Annotated in this window: 32 protein-coding genes; 4 read left to right on the forward strand and 28 right to left on the reverse strand. The window is 36.3% G+C overall.

Annotated elements, in window-relative coordinates; all coding sequences use genetic code 11:
• Window positions 1–135: 135 nt before the first annotated feature.
• The 5 genes from MVE64_RS00240 to MVE64_RS00260 form a co-directional block, all read right to left on the reverse strand.
• Window positions 136–1,140, reverse strand: coding sequence for a sensor histidine kinase (locus MVE64_RS00240; RefSeq protein WP_247342560.1), 1,005 nt, complete (start codon window positions 1,138–1,140; stop codon window positions 136–138).
• Between the two features lies 1 nt (window position 1,141).
• Complete coding sequence (locus tag MVE64_RS00245; RefSeq protein ID WP_247342563.1) at window positions 1,142–1,831, reverse strand: response regulator transcription factor; 690 nt, start codon at window positions 1,829–1,831, stop codon at window positions 1,142–1,144.
• A gap of 99 nt (window positions 1,832–1,930) precedes the next feature.
• On the reverse strand, window positions 1,931–2,314 hold the full coding sequence (locus MVE64_RS00250) for a MazG nucleotide pyrophosphohydrolase domain-containing protein (RefSeq protein WP_247342566.1): 384 nt from the start codon (window positions 2,312–2,314) through the stop codon (window positions 1,931–1,933).
• 220 nt (window positions 2,315–2,534) lie between these two features.
• Window positions 2,535–3,242: an HAD family hydrolase gene (locus tag MVE64_RS00255; protein WP_247342569.1), complete on the reverse strand. Its 708-nt coding sequence runs from the start codon at window positions 3,240–3,242 to the stop codon at window positions 2,535–2,537.
• A gap of 658 nt (window positions 3,243–3,900) precedes the next feature.
• Window positions 3,901–4,182: a hypothetical protein gene (locus MVE64_RS00260; protein WP_247342572.1), complete on the reverse strand. Its 282-nt coding sequence runs from the start codon at window positions 4,180–4,182 to the stop codon at window positions 3,901–3,903.
• Between the two features lie 121 nt (window positions 4,183–4,303).
• Between MVE64_RS00260 and MVE64_RS27250 the strand changes: the two genes are divergently transcribed.
• Window positions 4,304–4,432, forward strand: a complete 129-nt coding sequence (locus MVE64_RS27250) for a hypothetical protein (RefSeq protein ID WP_281730433.1) — start codon at window positions 4,304–4,306, stop codon at window positions 4,430–4,432.
• A gap of 135 nt (window positions 4,433–4,567) precedes the next feature.
• On the opposite strand, the gene MVE64_RS00265 is transcribed toward MVE64_RS27250, so the two are convergent.
• The 6 genes from MVE64_RS00265 to MVE64_RS00290 form a co-directional block, all read right to left on the reverse strand.
• Entirely contained in the window at window positions 4,568–4,969 is a 402-nt protein-coding gene (locus MVE64_RS00265; RefSeq protein WP_247342573.1) for a hypothetical protein, read from the reverse strand.
• An 11-nt stretch (window positions 4,970–4,980) separates the two neighbouring features.
• On the reverse strand, window positions 4,981–7,221 hold the full coding sequence (locus MVE64_RS00270) for a molybdopterin oxidoreductase family protein (RefSeq protein ID WP_247342576.1): 2,241 nt from the start codon (window positions 7,219–7,221) through the stop codon (window positions 4,981–4,983).
• A 2-nt stretch (window positions 7,222–7,223) separates the two neighbouring features.
• The gene (locus tag MVE64_RS00275; protein ID WP_247342579.1) at window positions 7,224–7,448 is read right to left on the reverse strand and encodes a hypothetical protein; all 225 of its coding nucleotides are present in this window, start codon (window positions 7,446–7,448) and stop codon (window positions 7,224–7,226) included.
• Between the two features lie 228 nt (window positions 7,449–7,676).
• Entirely contained in the window at window positions 7,677–8,459 is a 783-nt protein-coding gene (gene uppS / locus MVE64_RS00280; RefSeq protein WP_281730434.1) for an undecaprenyl pyrophosphate synthase, read from the reverse strand.
• A 6-nt stretch (window positions 8,460–8,465) separates the two neighbouring features.
• Window positions 8,466–8,690: a helix-turn-helix domain-containing protein gene (locus tag MVE64_RS00285; protein WP_247342585.1), complete on the reverse strand. Its 225-nt coding sequence runs from the start codon at window positions 8,688–8,690 to the stop codon at window positions 8,466–8,468.
• Window positions 8,691–8,701: 11 nt separating this feature from the next.
• On the reverse strand, window positions 8,702–9,148 hold the full coding sequence (locus MVE64_RS00290; RefSeq protein ID WP_247342587.1) for a DUF2975 domain-containing protein: 447 nt from the start codon (window positions 9,146–9,148) through the stop codon (window positions 8,702–8,704).
• A gap of 259 nt (window positions 9,149–9,407) precedes the next feature.
• On the opposite strand from MVE64_RS00290, the gene MVE64_RS00295 reads away from it, so the two are divergent.
• On the forward strand, window positions 9,408–9,803 hold the full coding sequence (locus tag MVE64_RS00295) for a (deoxy)nucleoside triphosphate pyrophosphohydrolase (RefSeq protein WP_247342590.1): 396 nt from the start codon (window positions 9,408–9,410) through the stop codon (window positions 9,801–9,803).
• A gap of 79 nt (window positions 9,804–9,882) precedes the next feature.
• Here MVE64_RS00295 and MVE64_RS00300 read toward each other — a convergent pair whose 3' ends face one another.
• The 17 genes from MVE64_RS00300 to MVE64_RS00375 form a co-directional block, all read right to left on the reverse strand.
• Window positions 9,883–10,212 (reverse strand): hypothetical protein, encoded by a 330-nt coding sequence (locus MVE64_RS00300; protein WP_247342593.1) that lies wholly within the window; start codon window positions 10,210–10,212, stop codon window positions 9,883–9,885.
• Complete coding sequence (locus MVE64_RS00305) at window positions 10,209–10,595, reverse strand: hypothetical protein (protein ID WP_247342595.1); 387 nt, start codon at window positions 10,593–10,595, stop codon at window positions 10,209–10,211. The genes MVE64_RS00300 and MVE64_RS00305 overlap by 4 nt, the downstream gene beginning before the upstream one ends.
• 67 nt (window positions 10,596–10,662) lie before the next feature.
• On the reverse strand, window positions 10,663–11,520 hold the full coding sequence (locus tag MVE64_RS00310) for a hypothetical protein (RefSeq protein ID WP_247342598.1): 858 nt from the start codon (window positions 11,518–11,520) through the stop codon (window positions 10,663–10,665).
• A gap of 16 nt (window positions 11,521–11,536) precedes the next feature.
• Window positions 11,537–11,809 (reverse strand): hypothetical protein, encoded by a 273-nt coding sequence (locus MVE64_RS00315; RefSeq protein ID WP_247342600.1) that lies wholly within the window; start codon window positions 11,807–11,809, stop codon window positions 11,537–11,539.
• A gap of 432 nt (window positions 11,810–12,241) precedes the next feature.
• The gene (locus tag MVE64_RS00320; protein ID WP_247342603.1) at window positions 12,242–13,255 is read right to left on the reverse strand and encodes an SIS domain-containing protein; all 1,014 of its coding nucleotides are present in this window, start codon (window positions 13,253–13,255) and stop codon (window positions 12,242–12,244) included.
• Window positions 13,256–13,267: 12 nt separating this feature from the next.
• Window positions 13,268–14,281, reverse strand: coding sequence for an SIS domain-containing protein (locus tag MVE64_RS00325; RefSeq protein ID WP_247342605.1), 1,014 nt, complete (start codon window positions 14,279–14,281; stop codon window positions 13,268–13,270).
• Window positions 14,275–15,510, reverse strand: a complete 1,236-nt coding sequence (locus MVE64_RS00330) for an MDR family MFS transporter (RefSeq protein ID WP_247342607.1) — start codon at window positions 15,508–15,510, stop codon at window positions 14,275–14,277. The genes MVE64_RS00325 and MVE64_RS00330 overlap by 7 nt, the downstream gene beginning before the upstream one ends.
• Window positions 15,511–15,544: 34 nt before the next feature.
• On the reverse strand, window positions 15,545–16,378 hold the full coding sequence (locus MVE64_RS00335) for a sugar phosphate isomerase/epimerase family protein (protein ID WP_247342610.1): 834 nt from the start codon (window positions 16,376–16,378) through the stop codon (window positions 15,545–15,547).
• 127 nt (window positions 16,379–16,505) lie between these two features.
• Window positions 16,506–17,333: a carbohydrate ABC transporter permease gene (locus MVE64_RS00340; RefSeq protein WP_247342612.1), complete on the reverse strand. Its 828-nt coding sequence runs from the start codon at window positions 17,331–17,333 to the stop codon at window positions 16,506–16,508.
• A gap of 8 nt (window positions 17,334–17,341) precedes the next feature.
• On the reverse strand, window positions 17,342–18,226 hold the full coding sequence (locus MVE64_RS00345; RefSeq protein ID WP_247342615.1) for a carbohydrate ABC transporter permease: 885 nt from the start codon (window positions 18,224–18,226) through the stop codon (window positions 17,342–17,344).
• A 58-nt stretch (window positions 18,227–18,284) separates the two neighbouring features.
• Complete coding sequence (locus tag MVE64_RS00350) at window positions 18,285–19,574, reverse strand: ABC transporter substrate-binding protein (protein ID WP_247342618.1); 1,290 nt, start codon at window positions 19,572–19,574, stop codon at window positions 18,285–18,287.
• Window positions 19,575–19,683: 109 nt separating this feature from the next.
• Window positions 19,684–19,917, reverse strand: a complete 234-nt coding sequence (locus tag MVE64_RS27255; protein WP_281730435.1) for a PfkB family carbohydrate kinase — start codon at window positions 19,915–19,917, stop codon at window positions 19,684–19,686.
• A complete protein-coding gene (locus MVE64_RS00355) occupies window positions 19,907–20,521 on the reverse strand; it encodes a PfkB family carbohydrate kinase (protein ID WP_281730436.1) in 615 nt (204 codons plus the stop codon). The genes MVE64_RS27255 and MVE64_RS00355 overlap by 11 nt, the downstream gene beginning before the upstream one ends.
• Window positions 20,522–20,589: 68 nt before the next feature.
• Window positions 20,590–21,327, reverse strand: coding sequence for a GntR family transcriptional regulator (locus MVE64_RS00360; RefSeq protein ID WP_247342621.1), 738 nt, complete (start codon window positions 21,325–21,327; stop codon window positions 20,590–20,592).
• Between the two features lie 315 nt (window positions 21,328–21,642).
• Window positions 21,643–22,194, reverse strand: a complete 552-nt coding sequence (locus MVE64_RS00365; protein WP_345740846.1) for a GNAT family N-acetyltransferase — start codon at window positions 22,192–22,194, stop codon at window positions 21,643–21,645.
• Window positions 22,161–22,322 (reverse strand): hypothetical protein, encoded by a 162-nt coding sequence (locus MVE64_RS00370; protein WP_247342623.1) that lies wholly within the window; start codon window positions 22,320–22,322, stop codon window positions 22,161–22,163. Before MVE64_RS00370 ends, MVE64_RS00365 begins: the two co-directional genes overlap by 34 nt.
• Before the next feature lie 45 nt (window positions 22,323–22,367).
• Window positions 22,368–22,769, reverse strand: coding sequence for a GyrI-like domain-containing protein (locus MVE64_RS00375; protein WP_247342626.1), 402 nt, complete (start codon window positions 22,767–22,769; stop codon window positions 22,368–22,370).
• 245 nt (window positions 22,770–23,014) lie between these two features.
• Here MVE64_RS00375 and MVE64_RS27260 point away from each other — a divergent pair, with 245 nt between their 5' ends.
• Both MVE64_RS27260 and MVE64_RS27265 read left to right on the forward strand, forming a co-directional pair.
• Window positions 23,015–23,350, forward strand: a complete 336-nt coding sequence (locus MVE64_RS27260; RefSeq protein WP_281730437.1) for an ECF transporter S component — start codon at window positions 23,015–23,017, stop codon at window positions 23,348–23,350.
• On the forward strand, window positions 23,286–23,603 hold the full coding sequence (locus MVE64_RS27265) for an ECF transporter S component (RefSeq protein ID WP_281730438.1): 318 nt from the start codon (window positions 23,286–23,288) through the stop codon (window positions 23,601–23,603). The genes MVE64_RS27260 and MVE64_RS27265 overlap by 65 nt, the downstream gene beginning before the upstream one ends.
• Window positions 23,604–24,350: the final 747 nt, after the last annotated feature.

The raw sequence follows: 24,350 nt of genomic DNA on the forward strand, positions 1-24,350 counted from the left end.
ATATTTTCATCTTACTGTTAGTTTATCTGCCGAATATGACAATAAAGTGACTGGCAAAGTGACAATTTATTCACATTGGGACGGAGGGTCAGGTTCGTTGTCCCTCTGGGACACGGAACCTGACCCTCCGTCCCCCTAAATCACTTGTTTATAAAACTTAATAATGAATGTTGTTCCTTTTCCGATTTCGCTTTTTACTTCAATGTCGCCATGTTGACTTTTAATAATACTGTGTGCCATTGCTAGTCCTATACCAACACTATCTTCTCCTGCATTTTTACCTTTGTAAAAACGTTTGAATATGTAAGGTAAATCTTCTTTTGAAATTCCCTTGCCATTATCAGAGAGAATCAATTCCGTAAAAAGTGCATTTTCTGTAAACGATATGGAAATTTCTCCACCATCCTGTGTATGCTCCACACAGTTTTTTAAAATATTGATAATCGCCTCTGTTGTCCAGTTGAAGTCACCAATAAAGGATCCTTCTTTATCACCCGTTACGTTAAGAGTTTGCTGCTTAATATCCATTGGCACTAAAACAGGTTGAATCGCTTGTTCTACTAATTCAGAAACAAAAATAGGATCCTTTTTAAAAGGAACGGTTCCAGCGTCAATTTTTGAGAGCTTTAATAAAGAAGATACAAGCCATTCAATTCGTTCAAGCTGCACGCGAATGTTATTCGTGAACTCTTCTCGCTTTGCTTCATCAAGCTTCGTGTCACCTAAAAGATCTGACATGACCATCATCGAAGTTAATGGTGTTTTTAGCTGGTGAGAAATATCTGAAATGGCATTTGTTAGCTTTACTTTATCTTGTTGTAACAACGAGTGGTGCTCAGATAGCATTAATGTTACTTTATATATATCACTCTTTAAAATACTAAGTTCACCTTCATAATTATCACGAACATCCAGACTATAATCACCGCTTGAAATTTTACGTAAATAACCTGATAGCTTTTCTATCTCCCGGTATCTCCATTTTGTGAAAAATAAACTACAGGCAATTAGTAGATTTGAGGTTAGAAAAACCACCGTTGCTGCTTGTCCAGAAAGCAGGGAAAAAGTAGCGATGGTTGCTAGTAACGTTATAGCTATTAAAGCAACTAAAAAAAATTGAATTTCTTTGTTTCGTAACATCCTAGTCACCAACCTTATAGCCCATGCCACGAACTGTCTTGATAATGGTTGGGTTTTGCGGCTCGTCCTCTAGCTTTTCTCGTAGTCTTTTTATGTAAACCGTCAAGGTATTATCATTCACAAAGTCTCCTGCTACGTCCCAAATTCGGTCAAGCAGTTGTACTCGGGTGAGGACTTGTCCAATATGATTTGCAAAGATCAAAAGAAGACGGTATTCCAACGCAGTGAGGAGCACTTCTTCCCCGTTTTTGTACACCTTTCCTTCTAGTGTATTGATCCGAATATTTTCAATTTCAAACATATTTTTTGCTTGAGTTGTTGATTGTTTATTGTAACGGCGAAGCACGGATCGAATTCTAGAGAATAACTCACGAATACGAAACGGTTTTGTCATATAATCATCCGCACCCATATCAAGCCCCATTACGACATTCACTTCATCATCCAAGGCAGTTAAAAAGATGACAGGCTTATCTCCACGTTTCTTCACTAACTCACATAGCTCATAGCCACTTCCATCTGGCAAAGACAAATCAAACAAAAACAAATCTACCTCATTTAATTGCTTTGCAATCACATTTTTTGCCTGCTCAGTATCATAGCAAACAATCGTTTCATATCCTTCTTGTTTTAATGAGTAATCCAAGCCCATTGCAATTGATTTATCATCTTCGACAAGTAATATTTTCATATTTAGCACCTTTTCTGTGTATTTACTATAAACTTTTTTATTATTTTATAAATTCTCCTATGATAACGATGTACTAAACCCCAGATTAAGCACGAAAGATTATTTTTTCACGATAGCAACGTCTTTATTTTTTCTGTTTTGAACTTCATCCATTTTCAGATAAAAGCTTTCCTCTAAATCAATTTCAAAGTAATTTGCAAACTTCGTGATGTATGCAAGACAATCAGCAAATTCTTTCCCTAGTTCCTTTTTTATACTGTCTTTCGCTATTTCAAACGCTTGATCTTCTGACATTCCGTCATTGATCATTGTATTTGTCATATTGAAGGCTTTGCGCAATTCTTCTGCTATTTCTGCAACTTCTGTTGTTAGCAGCATGTAATTATTTAATAGTGATGACTTTGTTCTTTCGTAATCATCTGTTTTAATTTGCCAATTCATTTCCTCTTGGTATTGTTTTGAAAATTCTTGTAGTTTTTTCATGTTTGTTCCTCTTTATTCTTTAGTTTATATGGATGATATAACTTATTTTAAGACAAATCAGATGTTCAAGCCAATACTAGAATAAGAGTATTATTTTATTTAGCAACTTCCTAGACAAACAAAAAACACTTCGTTCTTCTCTTTATAAGAAAAACGAAGTGAATATGTCAGCGTATTGATATTTTAGTTCATAGCTACATTCAAAACATATCCAAATCAATCACGAGTTTTCACTAAACAAGTATAACAGCTCTTTAGCACTATGTACCTCATAATCGGGTTTATAGACAGCATCTGCTGCTAACCCCTTCTTTCGATGATTCATCCAAATTGCATGCCAGCCTGCTTGCTTTGCTCCAATTATATCTTTTTCAAAATTGTCCCCGATATATACCGTTTTGCTTTGATCGAGGTCCATTTTCTGTTCAATAAATTCAAACACTTCTCTTTTTGGTTTCGCGTGGCCAATACTTCCAGAAATAAACGTCTTTTCTGCAGGTATCCAGCGATTAAGACCGAGCTGCTCTATTTTCATGGCTTGATGTTTTTCTTCACCATTCGTAAGAATTCCAAGCTGTTTCCCATCTCTGTAAAGAAGATTCAGTAATTCTTCCACTTCCGGAAACAATGTAATATTGTTTTGTTCAGCAACGTATGTTTCATGAAAAATGGCTGCTTTTTCCGTATCTATTGGAATGTTAAAGTCTTTACAAGCAGCAATTATTCGTCCTGTCTGCCATTCAAATTGAGATATTTCTCCCGCTTCACTTTGATCAAATAAGATCTCACTATATTTTCGACTAGCTTTATATAATTGATCAATTTCTTCATCTTTTAATGGTTCCTGGAACAGCTTTCTTACCGTTTTATGAAAAGATTGGGCTTGGTCGTATAGTGTATCATCGACGTCAAAAATGTATGTATTCATTATTAGAGCGCTCCTTTTGTTATGATAATCATACTGATTATGTGAAATAAAAACGAGGGGTCATACATTAACGGGTGCGGTTTTGTAGCACTAAATTTTAGGACTGTAATTGTAATTCGCACTTAAATTAACAGATATGGGGCACTTTATCCTTGTTTTTTCACCTAATTTGAAAAATAAACGAAAAAAGTCCGTTTAAATTGGGAAATCCCTATTTTTCTCGCAAAATAAAAGGAGTTTTTCCTCTTATATGAACCTAATCTTTAAATTTAGCTTAATATAGTGAAGTTAACCGGACTATTTCCGCTTATATCGATGTTTTAAGCACCTACTTTATACATTAACCGGAATTTCTCCGCCTATCAATTCCTATACTCCGAAAAAGCCTTTTCTTTCTACTAAATTTTCTAATTTAAAAATCCAAAACCCTTACCACTCTCAGTACATCGACCCCAATTAATTTAGCAAACAAACTCGCACACTGACACTAACTTTTATCATCCTGTTGAAAGGAATAGCACTACATATATGTGCTTTTATAAGCAACAAAAAAGATGAAGTCCAATTCATTTGCGAATTGGACTGCTATTTCGTATGCGAATTAAGTTTTTGTAATCGAAAACCAAGGCGTTAGTCATACATCCTATCGTTTTTACCGTTAGTTATTATTTTTCGTTTTTAGAAAATAAATTTCCTTCTCTAGTTTATTAACTTTGTCAGCAATAAATTCAAATTCATTTATTCTTTGCTCATTTGTTAATTCAAACTGATTACCAACACCATCAAGTTTTGCATCAATCTTGTCAAAACGATCGTGCATTTCTATTTTCAAACTCTTTATATTCTTGTTCACGTCAGTTTTGAATTGTGTCATATCTAATTTGATATTCTTTAAATCTTTGTTCATTTCAGTGAGTAGATTAAGAATTTTTTCATCCAATTAAATCACCTCTACCTGATATTATAATATAAAATTGTCAGCTTTTGTTTACTACCTCATATTAAATAGATCAATGCATTAGCATCATACTCCTTTTTATGATGGGTAATGATGACAACCCTTGATTATATCTATATTCAACCATATAACTGGAACGTATGTTCTTATCTATTTAATAATCATGACAAAAACGGTTAAAGTTGTTCCTGCAATCATTGAAAATGAGCAAAATGAAATTCTTTTGCTTTAAGATTACCTGAAAGGGCAATGCCAAATATGTGGGAATTCCTGGTGGAAAAGTTGATAAAGACGAAGACATTTATTCTGCTTTAGTGAGTGAGATTAAAGAGGAGCTAGACTGTAAACTGTGAATCTCTAAAGTTTTTTATACCCTCCATACATTAGACAACTGCTGAAATCGAGGTGTTATGATAAACAGTGTTTCTTCTCTTCCATACTCCTCTACTATATTTGGAACTAATTCTACTAGTGTATAACTGATCGAATGGATCTCCACTTGTAGATTTATAGGTGAAACGTTTTGGAGCATAGTGTACATTTCATTTGTTTCGTCGGCGTTTCGGTAGAGGATGGAGAGGAACTCTTTTTGTTCTGTTTTATATTGGTGGGCATTAATCGATGCTCTGGCGTATTGTTGCATTTCGGTTAATAGAAGAGAGAGCCGGCGGGCGATCGCGTTTGGCTCTCTTATTTCTGTAAAGTGATGATAAAGTTTTGTGTTGGCTTCATAGCTTTTTTGTTCGAGCTTTTGTAAATGAGTTTTCATAAAATCACTCCTTATTTCTTTTCTAGTAATTTTTCAACTTTACAGGCGCCAGCTTTAAATCGCGGCTGCTTGGATACTTGATCCCAAATATCGACCGTAAGGATATTAGCAGCTTCATCTTCCGTTAATGCTCCAAAATGAAACGGGATGAACACCGAACCTGGCATGACCGAGTCTACAATTCTTGCAAGTACGCTAATTGAACCTCGTTTGGTCGTTATTCTAACGTAGTCACCTGTTTCTAATGATAGTGTTTTCGCGTCAATAGGATGAATTTCGGCATACGATTCTGGGGCTGCCATTTGTAAAATTGGTGCTCTTCCTGTTTTCGTTCGAGTATGCCAGTGATACACCAATCGACCGTTGTTTAAGGAAAATGGATATTCTTGATTAGGATGCTCTGGTGCTGGATTCCAATGAAATCCGTAAAGGATAGCTCGCCCATTAGCCTCTAGATCGTTAAACTCTTTTCTCGTTCTTGCTCTTCCTGTTTCTAGTAATTTTCCATATGAGTGAGCATCATCAACATTTGTATGAAAATGACCATCCGTATACAAACGTTTTTTTCCTTGGGGGTAGTGCTCATTACACGGCCATTGGATACCTCCAAGCTCCTCCATTTTCTCATAAGTCATGCCCGACATATCACAGGGACGCCCCTTTGAGATAAGCTTCCATTCATTAAATGCTTCTTCAGGAGTTTGATAAGTTATTAGAGGATTCCCGTGCCGATCTCTAAGATTCATACGTCTGGCAAACTCCAGCAGCAATTCAAAATCTGATGGCAGTCCGCTCGGAGCTGAAACAGCCTTTCTGAGTACATTTACCCTTCGCTCTAAATTCGTCATCGTCCCTTCCTTTTCACCCCATATAGCTGTTGGCAGTACGAGATCCGCTAGTTCTGCTGTTTCACTTAAGAACGGATCTTGGACAACGAGAAATACTTTTTTTAACAGCTTGATGACCCGGTCACGATTCGGCAGGGTCACGACTGGATTTGTTGCCATAACCCACATCATTTGGATCGCTCCGTTTTCTATCAGTTCAAGCATATTCATAATATGAGTTACAGGACCAACAGGAAGTGTACCGAACGGAAGATTCCACAACTCTTCCATTTCTCGTATATGATTCGGGTTGGAAGAGTTACGGTAGCCCGGATAAAACACGGCACCACCTACTTCTCGGTTAGACATGGCACTAGGCTGTCCGTCTTGCTGAAACGGCCCGGAACCTGGCTTTCCGATTTTCCCCATGATCAAGTGCATTGAATTGACTAAAGTGGCAGCCGGTGTGGCATCCATGCTTTGATAAACTCCCTGTAACAGAAGTGTCAAGGTCGACTGCGATGTACCTATTAATCTTGCACACTCGTATAGCTCGTCTTTTGATACACCCGTAATGTTCTCTACTACTTCCGGTCTGTATGCTAAGGCTGTATTTTTTAAGCTATCAAAACCAATTGTGTGTTTTTCGATAAAGCTACTATCAATCCATCCATGTGTAATGAGTAAGTGAATGATACCATTCAATAAAGCAACATTCGTTCCACTTTTAGGATAGAGAGATAAATCAGCAAAACGCTGCGTAAGAGTCTGTCGCGGATCAATGACAATTAGCTTCGTACCATTATTTCTTTTAGCTTCGAGAACTCTTTCCCACATAACTGTATTCGTTTCGCTCATATTAAGACCAATAATGACAATCACTTCTGTTATATCAATGTCTTCCATGCAGGCTGGAGGTCCGTCTGAACCAAACGATTGAATAAGCGACCACTCGGCGGTAGCCGTACAAAGACGGGTATTGGCATCGATGTTATGCATACCTAAGCCTGCCTTCATCACTTTTGCAATCGTATAATATTCTTCTAGATATGCCTGTCCGGTATGATAAAAGCCGAGGCTCTTGGGGCCAACATGACGGACGAGTTCCGTCGTTTTTTCAACTAATAGAGCTAACGCATCATCCCAGGAGGCTTTTACTAACACCCCTTGCTTATTACGAATAAGCGGGCTCGTTAATCGATCGGTACTGTTATTTGCCCACCATTGATTCTCTCCCTTTGGTCCTAGTCTTCCTTGGTTAGTGGGATATTGCTTATTCCCTTTTATGCCTACGATTTGGTCGTCTTTTACTGCCACAAAACAACCACAGCCGTTGGAGCATATATTACAGGTCGAATACACCCATCGATCAATTTCACCTTGTGTATAAACGTTCATATCTTCTCTGCTGCTTTTCCAGGCCATACCTAATCCCCCTTAGTTTTTTTCTGTAAAATTTCAGTTATTTGCTGGTACGAAGGATACGTTGGAAATGGTTTGATCGGTCGATAAGGAGAAAAAGGTGGCATATGTGGAGTTTCAGCTGAGTAGATCGGCAGTTCATTTCGAGGGACATTTGTTTCTGTTCTAAAGGGCGGAAAAATGAGTTGATCTAGCTGTAACTTCTTATTTTTTTCAGGTAGTTGCTCCATATCGTTTTCCCCTTCCGTTTTTTGCTTATGTATATTCTTTGTGGTTATGAGATAGAAGCATCTTAATGAAATTTCATCATAAACAACTACCTCTATGATCTGATAAATAAAAAAGGATAATCAGTCTATATAGACTAACTATCCTTTCACTTATTTAGGTTTGTCTTGGTATGAAAGACAGAAGGTGCAACAGTAAGCGCAATTATTTTCTACTCCACATTCACTACCTTATATTCCGCCATACCGCCTTTTTCGCTGCCCGTATTCTTTTAAAGCATGTAGAAATTCAGTTTCAGAGAAATCCGGCCAAAGAACATCTGTAAACCAAAACTCTGTGTAAGCTAACTGCCAAAGCAGGAAATTACTTAGGCGCTTTTCTCCTCCTGTTCGAATAAGAAGATCAGGATCTTTTAGACCGGTTGTATAGAGATATTTTGAAAAATGCTGTTCATCCAGGTCATCGAGTGATAATTTTTCATCGTTTAGATCTGTGAACATTTTTTTCATGGCTTTTAGAATCTCGTGTCTACTGCCATAGTTCAGAGCAATATTAAGCTGAAGCCCGTCATTTACTTTGGTACGGTCAATCGCATACTGAACGGCTTCACGTGTATGTGTTGGGAGATCTTCCATATCACCGATTGCCTCGATGCGTACATTATTAGCTATAAGCTCTGGTAGATATATAGAAAGAAACTCCTTTGGAAGCCTCAAAATAGAGTCTACCTCCGACTTCGGACGTTTCCAGTTTTCCGTGGAAAATGTATAAAGTGTTAGAACCTTGACCTTGCATTTGACGGCTATCTTAACAATTTTAACGACAGTTGATACCCCTTCTTTATGACCAGCTACTCGTGGCATTCCACGATTTCCGCCCCAACGTCCGTTTCCATCCATAATGATCGCAACATGATCTGGTGTATGAAGGTCTGATATATCTTCTTCTGGATTATGGAAGGTTTTTTCTATCTGTTTATTATTGAGAAAAGGAATTTTCAATGTATTTTCCACCTCCTGTTATTTTTCCTGATTGTCTTCGTCACTTCTGTATTCTAAAATATCACCAGGTTGACAGTTTAATGCCTTACATATGCTATCTAAAGTTGATAAGCGAATTGCTTTGGCCTTTCCGTTTTTCAATATAGAAAGATTCGCCATGGTGATTCCTACTCTCTCTGATAGTTCCGTAACACTCATTTTTCTTTTCGCTAACATCACATCAATATTTATAATAATTGCCATTGTTGTTCACCTCAGACCGTTAAATCATTTTCTGATTTTATATGAATAGCTTCTTGTAATAGTCTTTGGAGTACGGCAGCAAAGACTGCGATAACCATTGATGCCCCAATAATGACCATTCCGATTAAGATGAGGCCTGGTGCGTCGTCCCACTCGGCTATGATGTAGACAAATGGTAGGTTTACCACATAAAAACCACTTATGGTGATGGCGCATTTTTTTATCTTCTTAAGAGATTTTACAGATAAATCCGAAAAAGCTAGGTTTTGATCAATATAACTCAATAGCCTTAAAGCTTGATACAACGCTATGTAAAACGGTATTGCCGATAAATACATCAAAAATAAAACACTAAATACAATATAAGCCAACTCAGAACCCATTTTTACTTGCTCGATTGCTTCAGTTGCTATCTGAGGTAATAAAAAGATACACAATGCAAGAACAGGAATCCCCATAAAAATAACAGCCGTTTTTCAAAAGAATGTTGATCCGCGTTTCATAAAAAGCACCTCACTGTTTTGTTGTCATGTTGAAATTTATCACAGTTTTTATCGTTTTACAATAAATTTTTATTTAAATGAGTGTAATTTTTACTGATAAAGCTTAAGTGATATGATACATACCTGGAATTAGGGACAATTACTATTTAAGAGGCTTTTTAAATAAAATGTGAAAATGTTATGATGAAATTGAGAAACTTTTATGGGGGATATCATGAAAAAAACAGTTAAAGTTGTTGCTGCAATTATAGAAAATGATCAAAATGAAATTCTATGTGCTTTAAGATCGCCGCAAATGATCATGCCAAATATGTGGGAATTTCCAGGTGGAAAAGTCGAAAAAAACGAAGATATCTACTCAGCTTTAGTCAGAGAGATAAAAGAGGAACTTAACTGCAAAATTGAAACTGTAGAATTGTTTCATGACAACACCCATGAATATGACACCTTTATGATCAATTTAATTGCGATTAAATGTAGAGTAACTGATGGATCACCAACACCTAGTGAGCACTCTACTCTCATTTGGTTGAAAAGAGAAAATCTTGAGTCTTTAATCTGGGCACCGGCGGATGTTCCGGCTGTTGAGGAATTGATGAGGGAAGGTTAGTTCTCTGTAATTTCAGAGACCCTAAAAAGGTTTCAGTGAAATAGGACAATGTCACCCATTGTCCCTAGTTAAAACACGTTTATATAACCTTACCCATTTCGGAGGATATACCAAAATTAATGTCACCTTTTATCATTTTGTCTAAATGCCACCACCACTGTTCTAATGGTATTTCAGTTGATTGATTAAAATCATATACTTTGCTAATATTTTCAACCATTTTTTCAGCGTTTTGAAGAAGTATTACATCGTAGTATGCAAGTTGTACTTTGTCTTCATAATTCAATTTGTCTTGAACTTTATGCAATTCTGTTCGATCATATAACATGCGCAAATGCTCAAATGGACTTACTTCTAGATCGCTTACGTCATCTCCGTAATTTCTAATATCTCCTTTGTATTCGCTCATGAAAACACATCCTTAACTTTTCCAAGGTATTCATACCCTGGATTATTTATAAAGTAATTTTGTGGTTTGCCTTTCATACATGTATCCATTATCCCATCTTCTCCAACAATAACAATCCAATTCCCATCATCAAAACAAAAATAGTTTTGCTCAAAAGTAGACAAGTAGTATAAATGAACATCATTCTGTATCTCATTCATTATATTCACAATAAAGTTATCATACTCACTAAGTTCCCATTTTAAAGGTAATTCTTTTCTTCTTTGTCGTTTTTTTAAGTGGATTTCTCCATAATGTATGTTTCTTAATTTTCTCCAGGTTACTCCTGTTTTATTGTGTTTATCGATTAGTTGTTTTATTTTATTTTTATACAAAGGATTCAAAGAACTTCCTCCTAATCTACTAATTACACAGATTTAGCTAAATTTCAATTTTTTTGCATAACTCATATTATTGTTTACCCCTAATCCCTTTTTTCTTCCATCGATAAATATGAGAACCCGGGTAAAGATAATAGCTTTCTTTTAATACCAAGTTATGCTCGTTAGCTACAGTTTCCATAGCCTGCCTTTGAGTCATTCCTCTATCAATATAGGTAAGAACATCAACTTTCATATCATATGATATAACAGAATTATCACTATTATATGTAAAGGTTTTCTCCGTTTTCCTTTTAGGTTTAAGCCATTTTCCGAAACTCCATAGAGCATCGTCTACTGCTTTTATTTCTTCTAAATTTGGTTGGTGGTCAGGATAAATGGTTTGTAAAAATGATTCAAAGAACTGTTTATATTGAATATAGGTTTCAAGTGTTAAAGAATTTGGTTTTTCGTTTAACTCTTGTGCCAATAACGTTCGCATTGCTCTTTCAACGTGTTGATCGTAGAGCGGATATATTTTAGGAGAAAGAGTGTGAAGCACAAACGCTGGGATAACAATTGCACTTTCTTTCCATAACTTAAACTCACTTAATCGTTTTACGTTCTTTTCATCAAAAGAATCAGAAGCTATCATTTCTAGTGCAAATTCAAAAAATTCCTGTGATAAAAGAATCGGTTTATGAATAGAGGAGTTATAGGTAAATGGCTTTGGGTTACCTATCGAGTAATTTTTATTCAAAATTTTTAAGCTACCAGAAGGATCTTCATATACTTTTCCATCTTTCCAATGCAACATGAGTATAATGAGTTGACCTAACTGTTCATTATTTTTGGATTCTTTTATGTTTTTGAGTGATTGCGAATAAAATGTTTTAGAATATTTTTCATCATGGAACTTTTGTTTCCAGGCTTCGACAAATTCCTTCACTACCATTTGCCTCCAATCACTTTTTACTTATATTTTCAATATCCTTTTCAATCCATATAATTGCTTCCTCTAATGTTAATATCCCAAGCTTTTTATTTGGATGCCACTCGCCATTCTTATATAACAAAAAACTATTTCCCGTCGGATTAATATCACCAATAACATTTTTTCTTCGGCTATTCGGATTACGTGTTATACATTCCCCATTTAATTTTTCACTACTGACGTGTTTGTTAAGTTTTAGTTCAGGAATTCCCCTTAATCTTTCTATTAAAATTTTATTATCCAACACACACACTCCTTATTTTGCATTTTATTTAATAGTTTATTGCTGCTTCATTTAGAAAAATCTAGTATCATTTAACATTCAACATCACCCTTTTATTTTTACTATTTTTAATTATTGAAATAGTGGTTGGTTGATGGTAATTTTCAATTGACAGTTTGGTAATATTTTCTTAATTAGCATGTTTCCTTTATTTTACACTACTTAACTTTTCTGTGGTAGGCTTGTCTCCTGATAAATTCAACATAAAATGTGCTCTTAAAGTTAAAACCGGTCAGTTCAAAATACCAATCAATCAGGATTGTGGGTTTGCAAATAAGAAAAGGTAAAAATGTTAATCTTCACCAGTCACTTCCTCTCCAACCTAATCACTCTAAAAATAAAAACCCCCACAAACGTTAATTTAACAACATTTGTGAGGAGTTTCATTCGTTATTAAAACGGTACCTTCTTATAATACCTTCTTGTTGTAAGTGGGTGATCGCGCTCCTTCTCAAGGTGGCAGCTTACTCGTTCAAGTAGAGTGGCCAACACAATTGGAGAAACTAAACGTCTTAATTCAGAAGAAATTCCTTCTAGTTCGTAGTCCTTCGTATCAAATACAGTAAGCTCCTTAGAATAATGCTCTGCAAATCGTTGAACCCGTTCGGTAAGTGTTCGTGATGTATCTTCTCCTTTTAAAAGGATGATGCTTGTATCTTCTTCTACTAATTCTAGTGTGCCATGGAAAAAATCAGATGCATGAACAGGTCGGGTTTTGATCCATTGCATTTCTTCTAAAATACACATAGCATAATAATAGGTTTGACCCCAATCTACACCAGTTCCCGAAAGAATATGATAGGGTGTTTCTTTATGTTTACTCGCAAAAGCTGCAGCACGGTTTTCGGTAGCTTCCTTTACCTTCAATAATGCAGCTGGTAGCTGTTTCATTTCTTCAAAAAAACGATAATACTCTGGTAATTCATTCCGTTTATACATTAACCTGAAAGCTAATAGATAAGATTGAATATAAAAAGATTCACAGGATGTATCATCTTCGGCAAAATTCACAAATGTGTAATCGGTCATGGTTGCTAACGGCGTATTTGCATGACCAACCAGGCTAATCGTTGTTGCTCCCTTTTCCTTACAAAAGCTTGCCACTTCAATTGTTTCTTTTGTTGTACCTGATAATGAAGGAAGAATCACTAATGATTTTTCACTCAAATGCTTATGATCCATATGCATTAATTCTGAAGATATTTCAGTATAAACAGGCAAAGTTGAGTTATTTTTCAGGATATACTCAGCTGCAAACATTAAAATAGCTGCTCCACCTGTACCAACGAAAAAGACATTTTCAATTCCTTGCTCGACAATCCCATCAATGGCTTGGTTCATTTCATCCTGTAGCGATAGTGCTCCGTTTTGTATGTTCAAAAATCTTTCAACATCAAAGTTGAACATCCATGCTCCTCCTTAATAATCCATTTTACGGTAATATCTTCTAATATCTAACGAATGGTCTCTTTCTCTCTCAAGATATACACTAATACGACCTGTTAGGGCCCAGTTTACATTGATTGCTACATGCTTTCGGAATTCTTCACTAATTCCTGGTAGTGCATAATCCTTTGTATCAAGAATGAAGAGCTCATTCGTAATTTTTTCTGCAAAACGTTCGACCCTTTCAGCTAACGGGCGAGTTTCATCTTCACCTTTAAAAATGATCATACTTGTATCTTCTTCTACAAGTTCAAGTGTGCCATGGAAAAATTCAGCTGCATGAATGGATTTAGATTTTATCCACTGCATTTCTTCTAAAATACACATGGCGTAGGAATACGTATTGCCCCAAAGATTTCCCGCACCTACTAGCATATGATATTTCGTATCTTTGTGGCGGATCGCAAATTCTTCAGCTCTTGAATCAAATTCCTCCATTGCCCCAGCCATTGCTTCTGGTAAGGCGGCAAGCTCGTTTGCAAACTTCTCATATTGTGAAAACTCATTTTGGTTGTGAATAAAACGGAATGTTATTAATTGTAGGTGAAGAAAGAATGTGTCAAATGAATGTTTTTCATGTCCAGTTGAAATACGATAATCTACAACATCTCCTAGTGGTGTATCTGGTAAGGCAACCAATCCAATTGTTGTTGCTCCTTTTTCTTTACAAAATTCTGCTGCAGCTACAGTTTCCTTTGTTGTACCTGTTACTGAAGCAAAGATACAAACAGAATCTTTTGAAAGATGACGATTATTCATAACAAGAAGCTCAGCCGCAATTTCTGCATGCACTTCAATCGATGAATTTGATTTAAAAATATATTCATAAGGAAGCATCATCGCAATGGTACCTCCAGAGCCGATTAGAAAGATGTTTTTAAACCCTTTATTCGAAATTTCATCTACAACCTTCTCAATCTCTTCTCTTTTAGAAAGTCCTACATTCCCTACTAATTCTACAAACTGTTCTTTATCAAATTTCAACATGATGATTCCTCCATCTCAATTTGTTTTTTAATGTTATTGCCCTTTATATAATGAAGCCTTTGATATGTCACAAAACATATCAATGCAAATCCACCTATACCTACGCATGATAAGAGAAAGACGGTTGGACCAAAGGAATCAAATACGATTCCACCAAACAATGGGCCAATCGTGCGCCCAACATTTGCTGATCCATTCACAATACCTTGATACATCCCTTTTTTACCCGACGGAGCTAAATAATCGGCAATTGCGGGAACCAATGGAAAAATGAGAATTTCTCCTATTGTCATAATCACCATCGAGATAAGAAAGCTTTGATAAGCACTGCTTTGTGAAAGTAGCGTGAAGGCGATCATGTAGAAAATCACACCACCAACTAATTGCCACATCCACGCAATGTTTTTACGTAACATATACCATTGAATAACTGGCTGTAGCGAGATAATGACGATGCCATTTATAGTCCAAATCAAACTATAGGAAGCTAAGGTAAAACCAATTTGTAGCATATAACTGGAAATCGTTGTTTGCCATTGGTTATAGATAATCCAGCAGAACATAAATCCTAAGCACAAGAGAATAAGTGCTGAAAGATTATTATATTTATTAAATTTGATAGGCTGTCGGTATTCAGGTTGCTTTTCATTAGTAGATTGGTTGTCACGATTCGGTTCATCAAGCAGAGTCAAGACAATCAAAAGAAAAATGATATAGGTGAGGGCATTTACCCAAAACACATAACGAAAGGCAAACCCTGCTACGATTCCCCCTAATGCGGTACCTACAGCAACTCCAATATTTAAAATAAAGTAGATAAGATGAAAACTTTTACTTCCCCCTTCTTCCCATACACTGCCTGCAAGTGCATATATTGGGGGAAAGATCGAACCTATGCTTACTCCTAAGAAAATCATGGCGGTGATATACCATGGCCATGATAAGCCTACCGAAATTAACAGTAAGAGAATGACGGAAGATATCCCACCGTAAAGAAGCGTTCTCTTTGCTCGGATTCGGTCAAATAAAAAGCCGCCTAGAAAACTACCAACAATTTCAGCAGCAGAATGGAGCATTAAGACAAATCCTGCCTCAGATAATGTCCGATTCATACCATGTGTGATATAAATCGTGTGTAAGGGCCAAAGAAATGCCATTCCTGTTGAATTAATCAACATGGCAACCAATAAAACTTTCAGATTTCTTGGATAAGTCCTCCAAAATGTCATAAACTGAACCCTCTTTTTTAGGTAGCAGGCTAGCCTATTTAAGGTATGGATCTAGCGTTCGTAAGGACTTCTCAATGGCAGCATTTGGATTTTGTAAATACTGCGCTGACGTAAACTCTAGTGTTAATGCCCCGTCATATTGATATTCTGCTAACGTAGCTATAAAGTTTTCTAATGGCAGTTCGCCATCTCCCCAAGCTAGGTGACCGGTAGGATTTCCATCAATAAAGTGGATATGAACAAAGTTATCCTTTAGTTCTTTAAAGTAGCTACTCAAATCCTCCTTCTCTACAGCTAATGGAATTGTATCTACCATTCCTCTTAAGGATGGCGATGAAATGGAAGTTAACATTTCTTTTAAATCGGATAATGTACAAATTAAATTAGACTCTACCTTTTGTAATGGCTCAAGCGCCAATAGAATTCCTTTCTTTTCTGCATAAGCTGACAGTCTTTCCAATGAATCTCTTGCTCTTTTAAGCGCTTCACTTCTCTCTTCGTTGCGGTAGCCCCATCCAGCTGTGACTAAAACCATAGGAGCTTCTAATTGGTTCGCTACATCTATCGACTTTTTAAAATAAGAGATGCTTCTTTCAAGCAGTACAGTTTCTTTAGCAGCAAGATTAATTGGATACATACATTGCTCTGGTGTAAAGCAAATAACCTCTAGCGATCTTTTCTCAATTTCTTTTTTAATTTTTTGAACATCAGATCCATTCATATCCTCCACATAACAATGTGGTGCAGCTCCCCAAAGCTCAATTTTATTGAACTGATATTTTTCCATGGCATCTAAGAAATACTCGAATGGATAGTGCAGATAGTGAAAGTTCATCCCCGTCAGTTGCGATCTGTTGATTTTTGACATAACAGCCCTCCTTCTAATGCACATAGTTTAGAGTATTAACCCTAACTTTGGTATATACCATTTTAGGCAGCACTTTTTCAGTTATTTTCTACCAAATAGAAGAGGAGTAATAGATACTCCCTTTCCATTATCCCTTGACCCCACCTGCGGAAATGCCTCGTACAAATTGCTTTTGAAACAAAATATAAGCAATAATCATTGGCAGCGCGGATATTGCCAAGCCAGCTAACTGTATACCAAAGTTTGTATTTAATTGACTTCGCAAATTCATCAATCCTACTGGAATTGTACGAAGACTTGAATCCTCTATGAAAACGAGGGCAAACATAAATTCATTCCAGACGAACATCCCTGTTAAAAGAGCAGCTGATGCGATAATGGGCTTCCCCATTGGAAGAATTATGTGCCAAAATACCTTCCAGCTATTACAGCCGTCAATGATCGCTGATTCCTCCAGCTCCTTAGGAATTGAAAGGAAATAGGACCTCATAAGAAAAATGGCAAATGGTAGTTGAAACGCTACATATGGGAGAATTAATGCTCCATACGTATTATATAGACCAACTGCTTGGAGTAATTTATAAAGTGGTAATAAGCTTACCTGTGGAGCAAGCATTAATCCACTAAGGATGATCACAAGCAACATGTTTTGGCCTTTAAACTGAAAACGACTTAATCCATAAGCAGCCATCGCTCCCAAAAGTAAGATGATACTGACGGATACAATTGTCACAAAAACACTATTAAAGAAAAAATCTCCCACCCCTGCATCCCAAGCAGCTTTGTAGTTCCCCCAAAGCCATTTCTCTGGAAGTGACCATGTATTTAAAAAGAAATCTCTGTTTGATTTAAGACCACTTAAGCAAAGCCAGATAAGGGGAAAGATAATAACTAAAGAAAAAATCCCAAACCATACGATAACAGCAAGTTGAAAGATTCGATTTTTAATCGTCATTGTCGTTATTACACCTCCTTACCTGTTTTTCCAATTTTCATTTGTATCAGAGATAAGGTTAACGTAATAACAAATATAACTGTACCAATTGTCGAGGCGTAGCCCATCTCGTCATTTCGAAAAGCAGATCTGTAAAGCATTGTTCCTAGCACTTCAGTAGAACGCCCTGGTCCTCCGGAGGTCATAACATAGACTTCATCAAACACCTTAAATGCTCCAATAACGGTAATCACACTACCAACAAGAATCATTTCTTTAATTTGAGGCAAGGTGATGTGAAAGAATGATTTAATTCTCGAGGCCCCATCGATCATCGCTGCTTCATAGAATTCATCCGGTATTTTTTGCATCGCTATTAAAAATAGCATCGTGATATAACCCGTATATTGCCATTGAGAAACGGCAACAACTGCATAGATGGCGGTTTTACTATCTCCTAGCCATGAATGAGTCCATTCTGAAAGACCAATTGCCTCCAATGTTCCATTTACAAGCCCTACCTCTGGATTGTAGAGAAGCTGCCATAGCAATCCTACTACTGCTATCGAAATTACAGATGGAATAAAAAAGACGGTACGGAAAAATGGTTGAAATTTACGAATCAATTTATCTTCTAAAATGGCCGCAATAATTATTCCTAAGCCTACTTGAAAAATGAGAGATATGATCGCATATAGACCGTTATTTTTTAATGCTGTATAAAACACAGGATCTTTAAAAAGTCTTATATAGTACTCAAAACCAACAAAGACCTTTTCTGTTCCAAAAGAATTCCATCGAAAAAAGCTATTGTAAAGATTTAAAACAATCGGTAGAAACACCATACATACAACAATCAGCAATGCAGGTAAAATGTATAATAACGCTGTTCGACTGCTTCGATAATTTTTCATCACGTCCCCTCCAGGAGGGGGTAAACAGTAGGTGGCTACTGCCTACCCGTATTAGCTTTTATTCCACTTCACTTTGAACTTCTTTAGCAACAGCCTGAACTTCTTTAATGATTTCTTCAGGTGATTTGGATCCGTCCAATAATAATTGAATATTGGCTAAATACACATCTGCAACCTTCGCGTGAACATCTGTATCAAGCCATTCTGCCATTCCTTCTGCTTGTTTCATCGTATCAACACCCTCTACTACTTGCTGCAGGGCAGTATCTGGGTTCGTGGCTCCATCAATTGGACTAGGCCATCCAATTTGTTCTGCTAGTTTAATTGCATTTTCCTTACTAGTTAAAAACTTTAAGAACTTAATAGCTTCCTCTGGATGCTCTGTTTTTGATGAAACGATAAATCCATCTGGTGCACCCGTAATATAGTTTTGATTTCCTTTTCCTTCTGAAATCGCTGGCATTTGGAAGAAGCCCCAGTTGGCTGACAAGCTATCTTCAACATTCTGAAATTCTTCTAACTCCACATACATGATGCCTCCTTCACCAGTAAAGAAATACTGTTTTGCCATATCATGTGAGCTAGAATTTACATTGTCCATTAAATAACCCTTTTGATTTAGTTCTGCAAACATTTCCATCGCTTTTACATAACCTGGATCTGTAAATTCTCCTGAGCGAGGATTATAATCATTCATTCTTACATCCTGAGCGACCATTTTCTGATTAAGGCCAGTTAAATAGTGAATCGCTGCCCAAGGACTTTCGTTCCCTAAAATAATTGGAGTTTCTCCACCTTGTTTGAGTGTTTCTAGGACATTCATAAATTCATCCCATGTCTGAGGTGCTTGTAGATTGTATTTGTCGAAGATTTCCTTGTTGTATACAAAGAACTTTCCGTTGAATCGAAGAGGTATTCCATAGTTTTTATCATCGGATGAAAATGGTTGAAGTGAAGCTGGAATAAAGCTATCTTTCCATGCAGTGTCTTCTTCTAAATAAGGAGTTAAGTCTAAGGCTGCTCCTGCACGAACAAATTTTCTAGCAAACTCTCCTGACCATGAAAACATAATATCAGGTACTTCATTACCACCTAAAATAACTCGTAGCTTATCTTTAATTGGTTCGTCTGCAATTGCTTCCATATCAATTTTAATATCTGGATTTTGTGCCTCAAATTCCTTTACTACTTCTTCAAAATATGGAGCATATTCAGGCTGCGGCCACTTGTGCAAAAATTTCAAGACTGTTTTCCCTTCTGCCTCGCCTGATGAAGAATTAGAACATCCCGTAAGCAAAAGAACAAATATTAGCATCGCCATTCCTAACGTCTTTGCCATTTTTCTCATGTATTGACCCTCCTTATTTTTGGTTTTCCTTTACCAACGTATAAGCTCGCTTCACTAACCACCTCCTATATAATGGACCTATTTATTTTTTCTCTTTATAAAAGAGGTTTTAATAAGAAAGGCCATGGCCAAATGCACCATCTACTAAACACGTTTTCGCGGCAAATTCAGCACCTTTTTCAAGACTTCTTTTAATAAGTTCAGCCTGAATATCACTCTCTTTTTTACCTTTTAAATAATGCAAAATAAAAGCTGTAAAAAAGGAATCACCTGCACCTAAAGTATCAACTGGTTTTACAAAATATGGCTTCTGATTATAGAAGTTTTCCCCATCATATACCATTGAACCTCGCGAGCCCCATCGTACCAATACTTAATGTACTTCCGTAGGAATGGGTCTTTTTCAGAAGTGCTTCTACTTCTTCCTCAGTCAGTTGACCACATGACAACAAGCTAATATCAACATCATTACAAACCGTTTTTAATTTTTGATCAGTATATTCATTGGAAAAATCATAGGATAAGAGAACACCAGCTTCTTTGATTTTATGCAATTCAGCATCCATATCGCTATAAACGCTACTATGTGCAATGTCAAACGTTTTGATATATTTGATGTCTTCTTTCGTAAGAACAATAGGATGATCTTTTTGAATGCCGCCATCATTACCGCCGATAAACACTCGGTCACCGTCTACTAAATCAACTGCTGCATATCCATTTTCACCTTTATGCTGGCGACAATGAGATAAATCAATTTCTAAACCGTTAAGAGTTTTAATAATATGATTTGCTGCAGCATCATCACCAAACACGCCAAAATAGGCTGCGTCTACTCCCAATTGTTTTGCATAAACACTAAAGTTCAAAGCGTTCCCACCAGGATACATGGTTTGCTTGTAAACATATTTATCTACTACATTATCACCAACACCAATTACTCTCATTGTGAAGCCCCCTGAAAAACATTAAATGGTATATACCATTTAATGTGAGATCATACCTAAAATGAAGATCATTTTAGGTTTAATTCTGAATAAAATTTAACAATATCACTTCTTGTTAATGAGGTAGAGAATTCAATTTCCTTGTCGTTTCGATCAAAGGCAACCGCTTCTCGGAAAATACAAGGACTCTCAGAGCGAATTTTTAAGAGCTTACTTTCATTTTCATCAGAAAACGTAACTCTCATAAATTCTTTTGCCTTTACAAGTTTAATTCCAAATTCATTCTCTAACACGTTATATAAAGAAATATCATTTGTGATAAAGTCTTTAATATTTTGACAATACTGTTCTGGAATAAATGATTCCTCTATCGCAATTGGTCGGTCATTTACTAAACGAAGACGTTTTACAGTAAACAGCGTTTCACCCTCAGGCAGTTGCAGCTTTTCTGCTAAAAATGGAGTCGCTTTCATATGTCCTATTGAAAGTACCTGTGTACTAGGAGTTAACCCTTTTCCTAGCATATCGTTCGTAAAACTGTTGAACGTAATAAAATCCATTTGAATTTTATTATTTGAAACAAAGCTACCTGCCCCAACTCGACGCTCAACAAGTCCTTCTCTTTCTAATGCTGACAAAGTATGTCTTGCGGTCATTCTACTAATCCCATATTGAGCCGCTAGATCACGTTCTGAAGGCAGTTTATCGCCATGCTTTAGCTTTCCTATTTCTATATCTTCGATGATCTTATCTTTAAGTTGTTTATAGAACGGGACTGATTCCTCATTTCCTATCATTTTTTTCATAAGACATTTCCTACTTCCTCCAAGTAATAATCACTATCATTATATATGATAGTGAGTTACTTCTTGCAAATAAAGCCTTGGGTTATAATGGTATATACCATTTGAAGTAATTTTGAAAACAATTAAGATTTATCCTATGATCAAGTTAGTAGGACAACCAAACGATTTAAGCGCTTACATAACCAGTAAAAGAAATTTTGTGTTGCATTTGTTATTATTAGAATAGTCTAAATCTTTTTGCCTGTCAATTAGATCAAAGGTAAAACCATTCCTCTTTTTACGACATTATTTGCTTTTTTCAGATCAAGGGTGTTGTCATTCCTCGTCTTCTATCTCCATCTTTTTAAGACAATTATCAATAATACTTTTATCAATTCCATTTACTAACTGGTACTTTTCTTTATAAATGGTTATGATGGCATTTTTTATTTCATCCTTACTTCGTTTATTAATGTCTAAATTCTTAATAAAAAGATCTAGTGGTATATCTCCTACTTCATCATGTAAGGCAGGTTGTAGATATGATATTTCATTACATTTTTCATAGCCATTTCTAGAGAAAAATTGATATCTTTTAAGACAATCTTGCTTTTCTTTTTCAGTGTGTACCATTTCTGGTGTTTCTGTTTCTAAGAAAATGGCTTTCATTGTTAAGTTTCCTGCTAAAAGGGCATCTTTATTTAACAATTCTTCTATCTTCAATAATGTTTTTGAGCCTAGTCCTTTATTACGGATTTCTGGATTCGTCACAATATATACAATGAAACCTGCATTTATTTTTGCAAAATAGTGACCTGTAGCAAACGAAGCCAGCTGGTTATCTTCAAGCCCTACTAAGAAATGATAATTATTTGGGCTTTTGTATATTGCATACTTCTTAAAAAGGTTTGATGTGGTTCTCGCACTTCAATTGGAAATGCCTGATCGTATAATTTCATAGCAGATTTATAGTGTTCTAAAGTTTCTTCTGTTATTTCAACCCATTTTATTGTCATAATGTAACCAACCCCTAGTTTAAAATTTCAATCTAAGTGATAGGACTATTTTATTGCTATGTAAATTTCAACTTGACCATCGGGATAATATTTTTCAAAATCATATGAGTAAGCTCTATCTAATTTTCCTCTCTCTTCACGTTCCCATATCTCTTTCCATGTATTAAGTATTCCATATTCATCCGATGAATCTACCTTAAAAATTTCATATTTACTGGTGTTTGAAATGTTAATCTCAGAATTGTTTTCACTACTACCTTCTATAGCAACGCTTAACGAATAATCGCCTTTATAGTTACTTTCGTATTGATAATACAGACCATATGTAACTATGTCTTGATTATTCAAAAGACTATATGCTTCTTTCCACATTTCTGTAATCTTCTGCATAATAGTTTCATCTTTAAAATTATTCGTTCTGATCGTATTAATAATCGCTAGGTTCATATAGTTTCTCCTCTCTATACATTACTTTTATACATTCAACAAAACCCAGTTTTTTCCTTCTGTATTTTATTTTTAATTCAAGCTCTTTACATAGATCATCAAGTTTAATAAGATATTACAGCAATACCAATAATTCGATGCTTTTCTAGAACTAAATTGTTTAACTTTCGAACAAATTGCGTTATAACAAGTATGTTCTCTTTTTTATTTGTAGAATAACAACGAAAAGTTAAAGGAGTTTATTCATGAACAATAATAATAAAACATTCCGATTGGTTCTATTAGGGATGCTTACTGCCATTATCATTATTCAAACATCAATCCCTTTTTTAGGATATATCCCAATAGGACCGCTTAGCTTGACAATTATTCAGGTAACGGTCATTATCGCAGCGATCGTCCTCGGAACAAAGGAAGGAGCCATCATAGGTGGGATTTGGGGAATGATTACGTTCATCAGGAACTTTTGTCGCCCCGACAAGCGTAATAGCACCAATTGTATTCACGAATCCGCTTGTGTCCGTCTTGCCCCGAATTTTAATTGGTGTAGTTGCTGCATATGTGTTCCACAAAATGCTTAGCAAAAAGCTCAATGAAACAGTAAGAATGAGTATTGCCGGTGTGCTAGGATCTTTAACAAATACCGTTTTAGTGCTTGGATTAATTTATTTATTTTACCGGGAGCCATATGCAAACTTCTTGGAGTTAGACATGGAGCAGCTTTTGCCTGCGCTGATGACCATTGTCGCGACCAATGGAATAACTGAAGCGATTATTTCAGGATTATTGACGCCGATTATTTCAAAACCTTTATTAAAATTGATCAAGAAATAGCTTGCCTAGCTGCTAAAGACTTCCATTTATGTGTTAAGTGATGGAAGTCTTTTTATTTTGGTTGGTACCGGTGAAAGGGAGATTTGTTTTGAAGTCACTGGTTTGCTATCAACATTAGTTGTTAATGATAGTTAAAGATTGAATGAACTATTTAAAAAGTAGGGTTCGATGAGAGGAATCCTGTCTTGATAGAGTTAGAATCGGGACAAGAATTGGTTCATTGAGTGGAATCCTGTCTCGATTCTGGGAGTATCGGGACAGGAATTGGTTCAATGAGTGGAATCCTGTCTCGATTCTGAGGGAATCGGGACAGGAATTGGTTCAATGAGTGGCATCCTGTCTCGATTCAGAGGGAATCGAGACACGAATTGCTTCAATGAGTGGAATCCTGTCTCGATTCAGAGGGAATCGGGACACGAATTGGTTCGATGAGTGGCATCCTGTCTCGATTCTGAGGGAATCGGGACAGGAATTGGTTCGATGAGTGGCATCCTGTCTCGATTCTGAGGGAATCGGGACAGGAATTGGTTCGATGAGTGGCATCCTGTCTCGATTCTGAGAGTATCGGGACAAGTATTTCTTCAATGAGTGGAATCCCGTCTCGATTCTGGGAGTATTGGGACACGAACTGCTTCATTGAGTGGAATCTTGTCTCGATTCCGAGAGTATCGGGACAAGTATTTCTTCAATGAGTGGAATCCCGTCTCGATTCTGGGAGTATTGGGACACGAACTGCTTCAATGAGTG

Origin of the sequence: Metabacillus endolithicus (assembly GCF_023078335.1) — a bacterium.
GTDB lineage: Bacteria > Bacillota > Bacilli > Bacillales > Bacillaceae > Metabacillus > Metabacillus endolithicus.